This is a genomic window from Qipengyuania pacifica (assembly GCF_019857205.1).
Classification (GTDB): Bacteria; Pseudomonadota; Alphaproteobacteria; order Sphingomonadales; family Sphingomonadaceae; genus Qipengyuania; species Qipengyuania pacifica.
On the sequence record NZ_JAHWXO010000009.1, the window covers coordinates 85,807 to 100,706 of the forward strand.

The following is a 14,900-nucleotide window of genomic DNA, read 5'->3' on the forward strand; positions in this document are numbered from 1 at the left end:
CTTGCCTGCCGGCTTGTCGACAATCCAACTGAATTTCGGAGAGATCCATGGCCAGCGCGCCGCAGCCCAACCTGCCCCTGTTTTTCAAAGACCTCATGCCGCTCAACAGCAAGGACCATGCGAACTATCGCTCGCGTCCGATGACCAAGGCGCCATGGCTTGCCAAACAGCATGCCATCCCCCTGACAGTCGATGAATTCGTGCAGGCACAGCGTGACATGCCGATCGTGTTTTCCACCGGCCCCGATGCCGTGCCGCTGGCACTGATGGGCCTCAACGATGGCGTAAACACCTTCTGCGACGATGAAGGCACTGTCACCGAGCAGGTTTACATTCCTGCCTATGTCCGTCGTTACCCGTTCATGCTTGCTCGGCTGAACCAGAACAGCGACGATCTTTCGCTGTGCTTCGATCCGACTGCTGAAAACATCGGCGAGTTCGAAGATGGCCAGCCTCTTTTCGAAGATGGCCAGCCCAGCGAAGGCACCAAGGAAATCCTCAACTTCTGCGAACAGTTCGAGCATGCCGGTCAACGCACGCAGAATTTCATGAAGGAATTGAAGGACCACGACCTGCTGATGGAAGGCGAAGTCGCCATCACGGAACAGGGTAATGACAAGCCTTTCGTTTATCGCGGTTTCCAGATGATCAATCAGGAAAAGCTGCGCGAACTTCGCGGCGACCAGTTGCGCAAGTGGACCGAGAATGGCTTGCTGCCGCTCATCTGGGCACAGATCTTTTCGATGGACATGATGCGCACGATCTTCGGTCGTCAGATCCAGCAAGGCAAAGTCCCGCAGCCCGACGCCGCCACCGCGGCAGTGCCTACTGCGTAAGGCCTCAAAACCCAGCAAATCGAGGGCGCGCCCGCATGCGGGTTGCGCCCTCTTTCCATTTACCGACCGCTCCACTTTGGAGAGCCGCGCTCTTGCCGACACTCCTCGGCATCTCGCCTCTGACGAGGCGCATTGCGGCGAACTGTTTTAAGTCAGCGCCGAATCTCTCCGAACCGCTTGAAACGGCTTCATACCCCCCTATTTTGGTGATGCTGGCAGGGCTTCCCCTCATGGCTCTTCCGGCAGATGCACGTGAGTGCATTTCCTCCCTGAACCTTGGCCACCTCGCGCAACTGCGCGAGGTGGTTTTTTATCGTCTACCTACTCCGCTGCCTGTGGCATCTGCCGGTTGCCACTGATGGCCTCGACCTCGGCAGCCATCGTCTCGACAAGCCCTGCCAGCAATTTAGTGATCGCCCCCGCCCGAAAACTCGGCTGATCGAGATTGGCATCGAGATACGACGTGCGGCACACCTCTATCTGCATGGCATGTATGCCTCGCGCGGTTTGCCCATATCGATCAAGGACGTATCCTCCCGAATAAGGACGGTTGTGCGCAACACGCCGACCGTGCGCCGAAAGATAGCGAATGGCCAGATCGACCAATCCGGGATCACAGGAAGCGCCGAACCGATCGCCGATCACGAATTCGGCCGGTCGGTCCTCCGGATGGGTTTTCCGCAGCGGCGGCATTGAATGCAGGTCAATCAAAAGCACAGCGCCCCACCGATCGCGCAGCCTTTCCAATTCACTGGCTAGAGCCATGTGATAGGGCCTGTAAATCCCTGCGATCCAGCTATCGAGCTCGGCCTTCTCAAGTGGTTGCCGCCAGATTTCCCCCATGCCGGGAATGCGGCGCGGTACGAGGCCCAATCCATTGCGTGAGCGACGATTGGCAAGCGAGTGCCGAATTGCACGGGGCTTTTCGCCGCGGACCATGGACCAATCGATATCGTCTGCCGACCGGTTCAGATCGATCATTGCGCGAGGCGCTTCTGCCATCATCAGGCTAGCCCCCGCCGCCGCCGCAACTGGGCGGGCGACGACGTCGATATATCGATCCTCAAGCCGAAGCATTGCCTGCGCGGAATCTCGAAGTGCCGAAACGACCGCCTCGGGATAACACCTTCCGCTATGTGGAACTGATACAAGAACCGGAACGCTGCATTGCGCCGAGCGCCAAAGCCGATAGGCCGGTCCGGCACATCCGGCAATCTGCCCGCCACTCGAAAGCTCGATATCCGTCGCCGATTCTGACTGAATCTCCCGCATCGAACGAGCGTTGTCCGCGAAAGATCATTAATCAAGACCGGAATTGCCAAGCCCCGGCTACGGTGCGCAAAAACTGTCCCATATTTACATTACCCGTTTGCGATACATGCTTTTTTAAAGCGGTGGGGCTACAAGGCCCCCATGACGAACACAGCGACTCAACGGATCCTGCTTGCAGAGGATGACGATGCAATGCGCGTTTATCTCGAACGCGCCCTCGTCAATGCTGGATACAAGGTGGATTCGGTTGATCGCGGCACCGCTGCCGTTCCCCTCCTGGTGGAAAGCGATTACGACCTGTTGCTGTCCGATATCGTCATGCCAGAAATGGACGGCATCGAACTTGCCCAGAAATGCAATGAGGTAAGCCCGCATACAAAGGTGATGTTCATCACCGGATTTGCCGCGGTTACCTTGAAGGCGAGCCGTGAGCAGCCGCATGCCAAGGTTCTGTCAAAACCCTTTCATTTGCGTGACCTCGTACTGGAAGTCGAACGGGTCTTGGACGACCGCGTGAGCGCTCGTCTGCAATAACTGGCGAATTGCCCTTGCGCGGCCAGATCAGCCTCGCTAAAGGGCCCGCCTGCCCCGGAAAGGGGCGCTCGATGGTGCGGGCGTATAGCTCAGTGGTAGAGCACTATGTTGACATCGTAGGGGTCGCAAGTTCAATCCTTGCTACGCCCACCATCGAAGCCTGAAAGTCGGCCCGGCCCATATGGGCGGCCCCTTGGCCCCAAGCCATTTCATCGCATTCTTGACCCGCTCGAGGCGCTCGCCGCGCTGACGCAGTCATTGCACCCTCGACTTAAAACAGGGGCGCAATCATCGTCAGGAGATTGTCCGCAAGGCGGCGTGCCAGGGGGCGCCGGGTAACGTTATCGGAATCGATCTCGATAGCATCGTCCAACCAGAGATTCTGCCGGTCGCTCAGTTGAGTTGCGAACTCCGGGGACTCGAGCAAAATGTTGTTTTCAAAATTAAGGTCCAGGCTGCGCCGGTCCATATTCGACGATCCGATCAAGGCCAGCGTATCGTCGACCACCATCGTCTTCGCGTGCAGCAGCCCACCTCGAAATTCGAAGATTTTGACACCAGCCTCTACAAGTAACGGATAATAAGCTCGGCCAATGGCGCCGACGATCCGGCTGTCGTTACGATGGGGAAATACGATACGAACCGCGACTCCGCGTCGGGCCGCGGCAACTATTGCAGCCAGTAGCGGGGGATCGGGCGCGAAATAGGGTGTGGTGATAGTCGCGCTGCTCTGTGCTGCGGCGAGCACGGCAGCAAACATCTCGCTCATAGTTCCGCGAGGTGAGAGCGGGCCCGTCCCCGTCGCAATTGCAGGAATACCTGTCGGCGACGCCCGAGGCGGCTGCGCAGACATTACCGCGCCAAGATCCTCCCCAGTTTCGACAGTCCATGCAGATGCGAAAATGATATCCGCCTGGCGCGCCACCGGCCCTTCGAAACGAACGAGGATATCGACCCAGGGCGCAAACTTCCGTTTGATGAGAAATGCCGGGTCGGCGCAGTTCTGGCTTCCGCAATAGGTTATGCTTCCATCTATCACGGCAACCTTGCGATGGTTGCGCAGGTCCGTGCGATGCCCGGCAAGGAAAGCCATTCCGAACGGCACTTCCAACGATTTGCAAAGTCTGGCGCCCGCCTGGCGCATCATCGTCCACAAATCGGAGTTAATAAGGGCGCGCGACCCTATTGCGTCCGCTGCAATCCGGCAGGTCACCCCCCGCCGGGCAGCGCGACAGACCGCTTCAACGACTTCCCTGCCATTGTTATCGTCGAGCCATATATAGAATGACAAGTGAACCGATTGCGCTGCCGCGTCGATGTCCTCCACGAGCATCGCGATGGCAGTATCTGAATCAGGCGCGAGGCGCGCAAGGTTGCCAGTGGAAGTGGGCCAGCGCGATGCCCCCTCGAAAGTGCGGAAGGCATTTGCATTCGGTCCCTTCGCGCCTGAATGGATCGCTGGCGAAGGTGCGAAAGGGAGCAGCTCTTCATATACAAGGCGTCCGCGCTGCCTGAACCTCTTCGACGTCCACGGCTCTCCGAACAGAACATACAATGTCAGCCCGACGAAGGGCAAAGCGATCAGCAGCAGCAACCACGCCGCACGTGCATAGGGATCGCGCCCCGCCAACAGGACTGCCCTGGCGATGACAGCGAGGTGGAGCGCCGCGATGATTACCCAGATGGCTACATTCAGTTTAGTCAATTAAACGCCACCATGTCCCCCGCCCGCCGGTGATCCGTCGAACCGACGCTGGTTCGTGCTGAAACATCCCGTCAGAATACGCATGCGGGCGAATTCGATACAAGCATGGTGGATCCGAAAATCAGAGATTGTTTGCGCTCACACGCTCACGATTGTGTCTAATCGTCCAGGATGTCCAGATTTAGGACAGGCGGAAAGAGTGCAGGTGAATCCACTGGTAATCAGTATGATTGTGTTTTACCAAAGAGAATAGGTTAACGAATCGATTAACCGGCCAGTCGCACCCACAATCAAAAGGCCTCTTCTCGCTTTAAGCGGGGGTCAGGTGGTGTGCGATTTCTGTGTAGAACCATAGATGAAGAATAAGAAAAGGGAAGCATAGTTTAAACAACTTGGGGGGTACGTATCATGCGTACGGTATCAACGAGTGTTTCACTTATCTGCTCAAACCCGATCGTCAGTGAAGGACTGAAGTCCATCCTGTATGATGAAGAATTTTCGGTTGTAGGTTTACACAAAACCTGTTCCGCCATGATTTCAGCCAAGGATCACGCTGCAGTCCCTGTCGGAATGATAGTCTTCGACGCCGATGCGTCCCGTAATATTGCCGAAGATGTCCATGCTGTGCGCCAGGCGTTTCCGGATACACGCTTAGTCGTCTTGCACGAAGGTCTCGAAGTCGATTGCCTCGTGGATGTGTTCGAAGCCGGCGCGGACGGTTATATCCTCAAGGAAATCTCGTGCGAGTCCCTCGTTAACTGCCTTCAATTGGCAGCGCGTGGTGAGAAAGTTGTTCCGGGAGAACTGGTGAAACAGTTGCCGCACTTCACCTTGGCAACAGCCGACCGGACAAAGGCCGAAGGTGACCTTTCGAACCTTCTTTCCGAGCGGGAGATCGCTACTCTGCGATGCCTCGTTATGGGTTACCCCAACAAGGTGATCGCTCGCCGTCTCGATATTGGCGAAGCGACTGTGAAAGTTCATGTGAAGGCAATTCTGCGCAAGCTTAATGTGCAGAACCGTACGCAAGCCGCGATCTGCGCCGTCAATCATGGGGTGCAGGCTGCCATGCCCGAAATTAAGGTACGCGCTCCCGTCGCGGCGATAGAGGCGGCGAGCAAGCCTGCCGACACGTGTGACACCGGCGCGCCACGCCCGTTTATGCTGGCCGAGACGCGTCCCGTGGAGCATGCGGTAAAGGCCTGAACCTCACCGGACGTTTGCTCGTGAGAGGCCTGGTGGAGATATAATCACCATTCGCCTGGCCGCCCTGGTGTCGAGGAAATCCGGAGATTCCGGCTTCACCTCCAAGCGTCAGTTGCTGGTTTTAGCCACCCGACTGAGGCCCTGGGCGAGTACGTCTAACGTGCCCTGCCTCTCGTACGCGAATAGCGAAGTGGAAATGCGATGAAGATCACAATGATCGGATCCGGGTATGTCGGCCTCGTTTCCGGCGCATGCTTCGCCGATTTCGGGCACGACGTTGTCTGCGTCGATCTCGATGAAGCTAAGATCGAGGCGTTGCGAGGCGGTAAGGTTCCGATTTTCGAGCCCGGACTTACCGATCTGATAGAGCGCAATGCGCGGGCCGGACGAATTTCGTTTACGACTGAGCTGGCCCCTGCCGTTGCTCGTGCAGAGGTCGTATTCATCGCTGTCGGCACTCCGTCGCGCCGCGGGGACGGTCATGCCGACTTGAGTTTCGTCGAAGCCGCCGCCGCCGATATTGCGCGCGCGATGGACGGTTTTACCGTTGTCGTCACAAAGTCGACGGTTCCGGTCGGTACCGGCGACGAGGTGGAGCGGATCATTGCCACAACCCGGCCGGATGGCGAATTTGCGGTTGTCTCGAACCCCGAATTCCTCCGCGAAGGCGCCGCGATCGAGGATTTCAAGCGACCCGACCGCATCGTAATCGGCAGCGAAGACACGCGAGCGCTCGGCGTAATGCGCGAAGCCTATCGCCCGTTAAGCCTGAACAAATCGCCGATCCTCGAAATGAACCGTCGTTCGGCCGAACTCACCAAATATGCCGGCAATGCTTTTCTGGCGACCAAGATCACATTCATCAACGAAATCGCCGATCTCTGCGAAAGGACGGGCGCTGATGTGCAGCAGGTGGCTCGCGGCATGGGCCTCGACAAGCGGATCGGCAGCAAATTCCTCAATGCCGGCCCCGGTTATGGCGGTAGCTGCTTTCCCAAGGACACGCTCGCACTGCTCAAGACCGCTCAAGACTTCGAAGCCCCGCAAACCATTGTCGAAGCGGTCGTCCAGACGAATGAGAAGCGCAAACGCGCAATGGGTCGGAAAGTCATTCAAGCGATCGGCGGGGACGTACGCGGCAAAGTAGTGGCCGTGCTCGGGCTCACCTTCAAGCCAAACACCGATGATATGCGTGACAGCCCCGCAATTGCGATCGTGCAAACACTACAAGATGCAGGCGCTGTGGTTCACGCGTATGATCCGGAAGGTATGCCCAACGCCGGCCAGATGTTCGAAGATGTGGTGTACTTCGATGACCCTTATGCGGCCATGCAGGATGCCGAAGGGCTCGCGATCGTGACTGAATGGGATGAGTTCAGGGCGCTGAACCTCACCAAGGTTCAATCGCTGCTCAAAGGTCTGGTCTTGGTCGATCTCAGGAATATCTATGATCGCGGCGAGCTGGAAATGCTTGGAATCAAGTATGTCGCTGTCGGTCGTTAGGAACCTGAACCTCGATGACGCGGGTTTCGAGGCGGTCTTCACGCGTAAGCGGTTTGCTATGAGACGTTCCGACAGCGTCACCGTGCATACCGGCAGGCGCTTTCCGCAAATAGGATCGCTGGAGCCTCGCCGATGCCGAAAGTAATGTTCGTCATCTCTGGCCTCGGCGCTGGCGGCGCGGAGCGCGTTATTTCGCAGATCGCCTCGCATTGGAATGGCCGTGGCTTCGCCGTAGAGATTGCCAGCTTCGACACGCCTTTCGATCCGGTTTTTCATCACTTCGACCCCGGGATCGGACTTCATCGTATCGGCACAGGAGATACGGCAACAAAGAGACGCAAGCTGACAAAACTCGGCGACCTGCGCCGCCTCAGGCGGTTGTTACGCCACAGGCGACCGGACGTGGTCGTTTCTTTCCTTACCAAAAATAATCTGCTCGCTCTCAGCGCAACCATGGGCCTTTCGATCCCCGTCGTCTGTAGCGAGCGGAACAATCCAGAGCGGCAGGAAAAGAACCCGATCTGGAACCGCCTGCTCGCGATTGCTTACCGGCGGGCAAAATTGATCGTCTGCCAAACGGCTGCGGTCGAGAGGTGCTTTCCCAAGGCCGTTGCGGATCGGGTGCGCATCATCCCGAACCCCGTTAGCGCTTGGCCAATGCGGCGAATTCCGGCGAAGCCACCGCGTATCGTCGCGGTTGGCCGACTGACCGAGCAGAAAGGCTTCGATCTGCTTCTCGATGCATATGCGAGGGCCGAAACGAAAGATTGGCAACTCTATATCTTCGGCGAAGGTCCCCAGCGAAGTTCTCTTGAAGATAAAATTGCCCAGCTCGGGCTTGGGAGAAAAGTAAGGCTGGTGGGAAACAGTGTCGTGCCTGGCGACTGGACCCGTAAAGCGGACTTATTTGTTCTTTCATCGCGTTACGAAGGCTTCCCCAATGTGCTCGGCGAAGCAATGGCAGCCGGATTGCCAGTCATCGCCACCCGATGCGACTTCGGACCCGCCGAGATGATCGATCATGGTCACTCGGGTCTGCTCGTGGTGCCCGAAGATGCCGATGCAATGAGCGCTGCCATTCAAGAGTGTATTGACGACAGCGCGCTGCGGGACCGGCTCGGACGTGAAGCGAGCCGGGCGGTCCGTGCCTTCTCACCACAGCGCGTGATGCGAATGTGGGACGAAGTCTTGAGTGAAGTTCTATCGGCAGCACCGGTGCTGCATCACAATATCACCGAAGCGAAAGAGCCGACCGCGTGACCGGGTTGCCCATCAAGATGCTGCTCACCTCGGCCGGTAGGCGCGCTGGACTTGTCGAAAGCTTCCGCCGTTCTGCAGAACGTATGGGAGTGAAGCTTGAGCTTCACGCCTGTGATCTGCATCCCGAACTGAGCGCTGCTTGTGCTCTGGCCGATCAGCACTTCACAGCACCTCCCTGTACCCATTCGGAGTATATTCCGGCCCTGCTGGACTACGCGCGTCAGAACGACATCGTCCTTGTCGTGCCCACCATCGACACCGAATTGCAGCCGCTCGCGACACGGCGAGCCGACTTTGCTGCTCTTGGTATCTATGTCCACGTGTCGTCTTCGGATGTGATCGACATCGTGCGAGACAAGAAGCGCACAATGGACGTTCTCGCGAACGCCGGCGTTCCCGTCCCTCACACCGCTACGCTCGAAGATTTTCGACAATGCCAGGAGGGCTGGAAATGGCCACTATTCGTCAAGCCCGTGGCGGGCAGTGCGAGCCGCGGCGTCGCGCTGATCTGCAGTCCTGCGGATTTGAAGCACGAATATGACGAGCCCATGCTCGTTCAAGAAGCGCTCCAAGGCGATGAATATACGATCAACATCTTCGTCGATGAGGGCGGTGTGATGCGCGGTGCAATCCCGCACCTTCGAATATCGGTCCGCGCAGGGGAAGTCGAAAAGGGACGTACCGTTCGCCGCGCTGACTTCGATGCGATTGCTCGCAATCTCGCCGTCTCCCTGCTTGGGGCACGCGGCGTTCTGTGTTTCCAGCTATTCGACGACCCTAAACTCGGTCCGCGCGTATTCGAGATCAACGCCCGGTTCGGCGGCGGCTATCCGCTTGCTGATCACGCGGGCGGCCATTTTGCCGAGAATGTCCTGCGTACTGCCATCGGCATGCCGCTGGTTGCCTGCCACGACTGGCAAGACGGCCTCACCATGTTGCGATACGACAGTGCTGTCTTCCTGTGAATCGCCACCTGCCCATGTGCTGGTCTTCGATCTAGATGACACGCTGTATCTCGAGCGCGATTTCGCTTCAGGTGGATTTACGGCAGTAGAGACGCACTTAACCGACAAATATGGCAATAGGGTTAGCCACGGGACCTGTTGGCGGCTTTTTGTCGAAGGCGCGCGAGGCAAAATCTTCGACCTCGCGCTGGAAAGCTTCGGCATTGAAGCCACCCCTTCACTTCTTGACGAACTGGTTCAGGTTTACCGCAGCCACCCCCCTCAAATACGGCTCTGCCCGGATGCCTACCGGTTCCTTGCGACCGATCGGAGACGGCGTGCTATCATCACCGACGGGCCAGCAGACATGCAGCGATCCAAGATCGCGGCGCTCGGGATCGAGGAGAGTTTCGATTGCATCATACCGACCGGCGAACTGGCGAAAGGTATGGGAAAGCCGCATCCGATGGCGTTCGAGCAAATAATGCAATGGTCTGGTGAACTGGGAGAAATGCACGTCTACATCGCCGACAACCCGGCAAAGGACTTCATTGCGCCGCGCGCGCTCGGCTGGCGCACAGTGCAGATAGATCGGGTTGGAAGAATACACTCTCCCGACGCCACGTCGTCCGAACACGGTGCGGAACTTCGAATAAACACCTTCGACGACCTGTCGAAGGCGATTGAACTAACGCACTAAGTCGGAGTTTCCCGAACTGGAGAAGCCGTAAGCCGCTCGCCAGCGATCATTACTAGGATTGTTCGAATGAGTATCCTGGCGTCGAGCAAGGCACTGCGGTTTTTAACGTACCAGAGATCAAGGTCTATCTTCTCGTCGAGCGAGAGCAAGGTGTTGCCGTTTACTTGCGCCCAACCGGTAATCCCCGGTCGAACCTCGCCACGCACCCGTCCGGCTTCGCCCTTCATTTTGATCGTTTCAGGAAGGAGCGGTCGCGGCCCGACGAAATTCATATCGCCGCATACCACATTGAGCAGCCCCGGCAGCTCATCTAGACGGGATCGCCGCAGAAACCGTCCGACAGGCGTAGTCCGCTCGCTATCGGACAGAAGCTCCCCTGCACTATCTCTTTGTTCGCTCATTGAGCGGAGCTTCAGGAGTGTGAACGGCTCACCCCCTGCGCCGGCGCGGGCCTGCCGGAAAATAACCGGACGCCCCATGGTCAGAGCCACCAGCACCCCGAGACACAAAAGCAGCGGCAACAGCAGGACGAGCAGTGCCAGAGCCGTGATACGCGAGATCATGATCGAACAACTACCGTATCAAGCCATTTCACTTTCCAGGCCCCGCCTTTTGCGGAAGATCCGCATGATCCGGTCCTTGATCGAAGGCGGCGCGTACAGGGTATCCGAATAGTAATCAGACGAATCGACGTAAAACTGGATCGCATCGCCATATTGCCGGCGCGCATGTTCTTTGTAATCGACATGATCGAAGACGACGCCATCGGCGCGCCCGGAAAGGGTTTCCAGGGTTGCGTTCATCTGCTCGATCGTCGTCCGTCCCCAGCGCGAAACGACCAGGGTGTGATCGGTAAAGTCGCACATTGCCCGGGCATCCCGCACAGCAAGGGCGGCAGGAGCATTGATGATCAGGAGGTCGAAGTGGTTCTTCAGCTCCGCTAGCAGGTGCCGCAAGCTCTGTGCGTTCAGAAGGGCGGCCGGGTTATCCACCGGCTGCTTGGCGCTAAGCAATACGATCCGCCCCTCATCCTCCGGCCCTTCACTCTGACCCACGGACTGATCGATACCGTCTGGTGCCTTGAGCAGCGCCGAGTGATCATCCAGCAGGCTTTGGAGGCTTGCATGGCCCGAAAGTACGTCGACAATATCGGGTGTATCGAGATTGCTCTGAACGTTCTTCAGCAAACCCATAGCGCGAAGGTCGAGATCGACCAGCACCACGCTTTGCCCCATGACCTTGGCTGCAGCGGCCAAGGTTAGGGAGACGGTCGATTTGCCGTCGTTTGGAAGCGGGCTCGTGATGAGCACGGATTGAGAACCGCTCTTCGTGCGCAATGCCCGCATCTCCGAATAGGTAGCCCGCGCAGCTTCCGCAAAGAGCGATTGCGGGCTCTGGATAACCGGGCTCTCGCCGATTTGGTCGGATAGCCCCGAATCGATGCGCGGTAACATGCCGAGAGTCGGCAGCCCGAAGTGGCGCGCGACCTGGGCCGAAGTCCTCACGCGGCCGTCGGCCAGTTCCAGTCCAAGCGCCATCATCACCGCCAATGCACCCGACCCCAGCATTGCGAGCAGCGTAAGCTTCAGTGGTTCTGGCGATATGCGGTCAAAGTTAGCCACGGCAGGTGAAACGACGGTTGTGTTCACTCCTTCGAGTTGCATCTGCGCGCGAACCTGCTCGATGCGTTCGACTATCGCGGAAAATGCCGCGTTCGCAAGCGCATCGTTGCGCTCAAGCTCGGACAGACGGACCGAATTTTCGTTGTTTTGAAAAGCCTGCGATTGAACCGCAGCAAGCGTGCCCCGCAATCGCCCGGCCCGCGCCGCATCCTGCGCAGCCTGGCTGCGAGCAACCTCGCGCATTTGTGCCGCATCGGCATTGGCAACCGCCTGCGCAGCTGCCTGGGCCTGGGCTCGCTGCTGCGCCAGCGCGGACTCGACTGACGACAGTTCGGAAGTCACGCGCACGACGTCAGGATGGTTGGATCCGAAGGTCGCGCCCAGCCGGGCACGTTCGGCAACCAGCGTCGCCTGTTGACGCTGAAGTTGCTCCACCGCGGCCGATGTCGCCTGTGCCGTACTGCGCAGGCCGGCTGCATTCGCGATGACGGCGCTTCGGGAAGAAGAGCCTGCGCTATTGGCGCTCGCCGATGCTGCCTCTGCGGCAATTTGGTTCATATACGACAGATTTTCATTCGTCCCCAAACCGAACGGCATTCGCGCATCCCGGCGGAACTCCGCGAGTTCGGTCTTGGCATTTCGTGCTGCCTCTTCACGATCCGCGCGCTCGGCAAGCAGCGATTGCAGCAACTCTTCCCTCTGCTCGGTTCCACGGCGCGTTCGCACCTTAGCGACAGATTCGGGATATTGATTGGCAATCCTCGCGGAAAGCTCAGGAGATTTTGTCGTAACGGTGACTTCGATAAGATCGGAACTCGGCTCGCTCGTGACGGTCAAGGCGCTCAGAAGCGTATTGATGGCCTGATGCATTTGCGCCGCTTTTTCTTCCGGAAATTCTCCGACCTCCGCACGGAAATCCGGATCGCTGAGAAGATCTAGATCTTCCACTACCGATTCAGCCGACGACCGCGAGCGATAAAGGCGAACCGCATTGACCACGCGCACTTCGTTGCGATTGCTGATGTCGGCCTGATTGATCCCGACTTCGTCGAGCAGCTGCACCTGTACCTGTGCGGAGGAGCTGTAGAGATTCGGTGACAAGAGCTGATACACAAGAACCGAAATTGTGACCGCGGCGATCGTCACCACAATCAGTTTCTTGTGACGCTCCAGCAGACGGACAAAATCGCGCAGGGATAACGCGTGATGCGTCGCGGCCTCCGGCCGGTAGGTCCATGGGAGCCTTCGTTCCGCAGGCGGATGGTTTTCGAACTCGCTGACTTCTACTAGATTTGCCATGATCAACAGCCTGTTACGCCTCTTGCAGAGGCGGCTTTCCGAGGAAATTCGACGGTCAACATTGTGCTGGAAGGCGACCGGTTGTCATCTGACCATCGGTATTGAAGCAGAGTTATTCAGGTTAGCCCATTTTGATATGTAGACCGCAAAGCATCATCGGAGCTTTGCGCGTACGAAATAACGCCAAGACCTTCGTTCGATCTTACAAACGAACTCTCACGCCCACCCCCGCTTGAAACCGATTGTACTCATCGAGCGGATCGTCACCGCTGCGGGTCCCGTAGCTTGCCCTTCCAAACACCGACAGCCGACGGTTAACGAGATATTCCAGGCCGCCGCCAACGCGAACGCGATCCTGCCTGACATTTGAACCAACGAACTTCGTTCGCTCCCAACCAATCTCGGCTGATCCAAGAAGGTTATGGCGAATCTCCTGATCGACCGACAAACCGATTCTCGTTTCGTTGCGCGTCGAGCCACCTGCTCGAAATGATGCGACGTCGCCGCTGAACAGATTGAGATTAAGTGCAGTTCGCTCTCGCGGCCGATAGGTCAAAAGGCCCTGCATCGAAAAGCCGGTCCGGTCGGGGCGTAAGTCATCGTCGGCTTTAAGGCGAAAAACACCTGCACTGACACCGCCGCTGATCAGGCCACCATCAGCAAATCGGATCCCAACCATACCGCCAATGGTCGATACGTCACGGTCGACGTTCGTAACAGCCTCGGGCAGGCGGAAATTCAGCCGGTTATAATATCCCGTGCCGGTGAAGTAGAACGGCCCGCCAGGGCGATACCCCACCGTCAGTCTGGCAGAGTAGCTTGAGTAGTCGCGATCATCGTCGATGGGATCGAGTGCGTTGACATTTCGTGCGTCTCCTACCGCCTCGATCAGAAAGCGCGAGCCTTGCCGCGTGTATCCCGCACTACCGCCTGCAATGCGATAGATACGCGGGCCGATACCCTGTACCCTTCTCGCTTCGGGGTCGCCGCGATCTTCGATTGCGCGGTCGATCGATCCGGTCAGGAAAAGTGCTTCACCTTCTCTCGGGCTAAACCGGGTTGTCAGTGTCGCATTATATGCCTCGGCATTCTCGCTGGTGAAATCGGCATAACGACGAGCGTCCAACTTCCCCGAAAGAGACGTGGTGAAGGAGCCAGCAGCATGTTCGATCTCAGCGTAAGGCCGAATTCGCGCGATAAAGTCACTCCGAGCAGCGACCGGTTCCGCAAACACGTTGCTATTGTATTCACCATCAGCCTCGGTACCGGCCTTAAGGGTGAAAGGGCCGACGCGGATTGGCGACTGGCGATATTCGGGATCCTTCGCAAGGATCGCCGGGGCCGTCGAACCGATCTCCTGGGCGCTGACAGGGCTAGCGATGCCCGAGACTGCGCACGCTGCCGTCAGGGTAACCCAGAACCTGCCATTTCGCATCAGAACCACCGTTCATAGACCCTGATACGATCGCCAGGCTGAATTAAAGTATCCTCACTCGCTTTGGAGCGAACCTCCTGACCATTTACGGTGCGGACGACTTCGACCTGGCCCTCTTGCGCGCGATAGGTGTAGCCACCGGCCGCCGAAATTGCCGAGAGTACGGTCATACCCTGCCGATAATTGATTTCGCCGGGCGAGTTCACCTCGCCGATCACGTAGAAGGGACGCAGCGCCCCCGGTTGCACCGAGATGATCGGGTTCTTCAGGAGTTCCCGCGCCCGGAACCCCTCAGCGATGCGGTTTTCGACCTCCCGCACGCTGAGCCCAGCAACTTTCACCTCTTGCAGCAGTGGAAGAGAAATCGTGCCGCTGCTGTCGATGATGTAGGACCGGTCTGCTTGCGCAACATCCTGGATCGTCACAAGGAGTTCGTCGCCAGGCTGGAGCCTATACTCGGACGCCGAAGCGGCGGATACCGGCGGCAGGCTCCCCAAAGGGGACGAACACGCACCGAGCAGCGCAAATGCTGCCAAGAAGGTCATTGTCAGTACGAGTTCTTTCGATCGTTGCATCATGTCACG

Annotated in this window: 13 protein-coding genes and 1 tRNA gene; 8 read left to right on the top strand and 6 right to left on the bottom strand. The window is 58.0% G+C overall.

Translation table 11 applies throughout. The features are described 5' to 3' along the window. The first annotated feature begins 47 nt into the window (after positions 1-47). Entirely contained in the window at positions 48-836 is a 789-nt protein-coding gene (locus tag KYK83_RS13900; protein WP_196845938.1) for a SapC family protein, read from the top strand. A gap of 321 nt (positions 837-1,157) precedes the next feature. Here the strand turns inward: KYK83_RS13900 and KYK83_RS13905 are convergent, their stop codons facing one another. Beyond that, positions 1,158-2,108: an N-formylglutamate amidohydrolase gene (locus KYK83_RS13905; protein ID WP_222828691.1), complete on the bottom strand. Its 951-nt coding sequence runs from the start codon at positions 2,106-2,108 to the stop codon at positions 1,158-1,160. A gap of 141 nt (positions 2,109-2,249) precedes the next feature. On the opposite strand from KYK83_RS13905, the gene cpdR reads away from it, so the two are divergent. Together cpdR and KYK83_RS13915 are read left to right on the top strand one after the other, a co-directional pair. Beyond that, complete coding sequence (cpdR, locus tag KYK83_RS13910; protein WP_103023597.1) at positions 2,250-2,642, top strand: cell cycle two-component system response regulator CpdR; 393 nt, start codon at positions 2,250-2,252, stop codon at positions 2,640-2,642. Positions 2,643-2,720: 78 nt separating this feature from the next. Further along, positions 2,721-2,795: transfer RNA gene (locus KYK83_RS13915), tRNA-Val, on the top strand. Between the two features lie 118 nt (positions 2,796-2,913). Here KYK83_RS13915 and cls read toward each other — a convergent pair. Further along, on the bottom strand, positions 2,914-4,347 hold the full coding sequence (cls, locus tag KYK83_RS13920; RefSeq protein WP_222828693.1) for a cardiolipin synthase: 1,434 nt from the start codon (positions 4,345-4,347) through the stop codon (positions 2,914-2,916). 408 nt (positions 4,348-4,755) lie between these two features. On the opposite strand from cls, the gene KYK83_RS13925 reads away from it, so the two are divergent. The 5 genes from KYK83_RS13925 to KYK83_RS13945 all read left to right on the top strand — a co-directional run bounded on the left by KYK83_RS13925 (position 4,756) and on the right by KYK83_RS13945 (position 9,960). Further along, on the top strand, positions 4,756-5,553 hold the full coding sequence (locus tag KYK83_RS13925; RefSeq protein ID WP_222828695.1) for a LuxR C-terminal-related transcriptional regulator: 798 nt from the start codon (positions 4,756-4,758) through the stop codon (positions 5,551-5,553). Positions 5,554-5,754: 201 nt separating this feature from the next. Beyond that, on the top strand, positions 5,755-7,056 hold the full coding sequence (locus KYK83_RS13930) for a UDP-glucose dehydrogenase family protein (RefSeq protein WP_222828697.1): 1,302 nt from the start codon (positions 5,755-5,757) through the stop codon (positions 7,054-7,056). A 132-nt stretch (positions 7,057-7,188) separates the two neighbouring features. Then, positions 7,189-8,316, top strand: a complete 1,128-nt coding sequence (locus KYK83_RS13935; protein WP_222828699.1) for a glycosyltransferase family 4 protein — start codon at positions 7,189-7,191, stop codon at positions 8,314-8,316. Further along, entirely contained in the window at positions 8,313-9,281 is a 969-nt protein-coding gene (locus tag KYK83_RS13940) for an ATP-grasp domain-containing protein (protein ID WP_222828701.1), read from the top strand. Before KYK83_RS13935 ends, KYK83_RS13940 begins: the two co-directional genes overlap by 4 nt. A gap of 16 nt (positions 9,282-9,297) precedes the next feature. Further along, a complete protein-coding gene (locus tag KYK83_RS13945) occupies positions 9,298-9,960 on the top strand; it encodes an HAD family hydrolase (protein WP_222828703.1) in 663 nt (220 codons plus the stop codon). Here the strand turns inward: KYK83_RS13945 and KYK83_RS13950 are convergent. The 4 genes from KYK83_RS13950 to KYK83_RS13965 all read right to left on the bottom strand — a co-directional run bounded on the left by KYK83_RS13950 (position 9,957) and on the right by KYK83_RS13965 (position 14,894). Beyond that, positions 9,957-10,523 (bottom strand): sugar transferase, encoded by a 567-nt coding sequence (locus KYK83_RS13950; RefSeq protein ID WP_222828705.1) that lies wholly within the window; start codon positions 10,521-10,523, stop codon positions 9,957-9,959. The genes KYK83_RS13945 and KYK83_RS13950 overlap by 4 nt on opposite strands. Before the next feature lie 18 nt (positions 10,524-10,541). After that, positions 10,542-12,881 (bottom strand): GumC family protein, encoded by a 2,340-nt coding sequence (locus KYK83_RS13955; protein ID WP_222828707.1) that lies wholly within the window; start codon positions 12,879-12,881, stop codon positions 10,542-10,544. Positions 12,882-13,083: 202 nt separating this feature from the next. After that, the gene (locus KYK83_RS13960; protein ID WP_222828708.1) at positions 13,084-14,316 is read right to left on the bottom strand and encodes an outer membrane beta-barrel protein; all 1,233 of its coding nucleotides are present in this window, start codon (positions 14,314-14,316) and stop codon (positions 13,084-13,086) included. Then, complete coding sequence (locus tag KYK83_RS13965) at positions 14,316-14,894, bottom strand: polysaccharide biosynthesis/export family protein (RefSeq protein ID WP_248284474.1); 579 nt, start codon at positions 14,892-14,894, stop codon at positions 14,316-14,318. The genes KYK83_RS13960 and KYK83_RS13965 overlap by 1 nt, the downstream gene beginning before the upstream one ends. Positions 14,895-14,900 lie beyond the last annotated feature (6 nt).

What these genes read in the sequence shown, in the direction of transcription:
- KYK83_RS13905 (WP_222828691.1), bottom strand. Translation starts at nt 2,108, where the DNA reads ATGCGGGAGATTCAGTCAGAATCGGCGACGGATATCGAGCTTTCGAGT.
- KYK83_RS13925 (WP_222828695.1), top strand. Translation starts at nt 4,756, where the DNA reads ATGCGTACGGTATCAACGAGTGTTTCACTTATCTGCTCAAACCCGATC.
- KYK83_RS13950 (WP_222828705.1), bottom strand. Translation starts at nt 10,523, where the DNA reads ATGATCTCGCGTATCACGGCTCTGGCACTGCTCGTCCTGCTGTTGCCG.
- KYK83_RS13965 (WP_248284474.1), bottom strand. Translation starts at nt 14,894, where the DNA reads ATGATGCAACGATCGAAAGAACTCGTACTGACAATGACCTTCTTGGCA.
- KYK83_RS13955 (WP_222828707.1), bottom strand. Translation starts at nt 12,881, where the DNA reads ATGGCAAATCTAGTAGAAGTCAGCGAGTTCGAAAACCATCCGCCTGCG.
- KYK83_RS13960 (WP_222828708.1), bottom strand. Translation starts at nt 14,316, where the DNA reads ATGCGAAATGGCAGGTTCTGGGTTACCCTGACGGCAGCGTGCGCAGTC.
- cpdR (WP_103023597.1), top strand. Translation starts at nt 2,250, where the DNA reads ATGACGAACACAGCGACTCAACGGATCCTGCTTGCAGAGGATGACGAT.
- KYK83_RS13930 (WP_222828697.1), top strand. Translation starts at nt 5,755, where the DNA reads ATGAAGATCACAATGATCGGATCCGGGTATGTCGGCCTCGTTTCCGGC.
- KYK83_RS13935 (WP_222828699.1), top strand. Translation starts at nt 7,189, where the DNA reads ATGCCGAAAGTAATGTTCGTCATCTCTGGCCTCGGCGCTGGCGGCGCG.
- KYK83_RS13900 (WP_196845938.1), top strand. Translation starts at nt 48, where the DNA reads ATGGCCAGCGCGCCGCAGCCCAACCTGCCCCTGTTTTTCAAAGACCTC.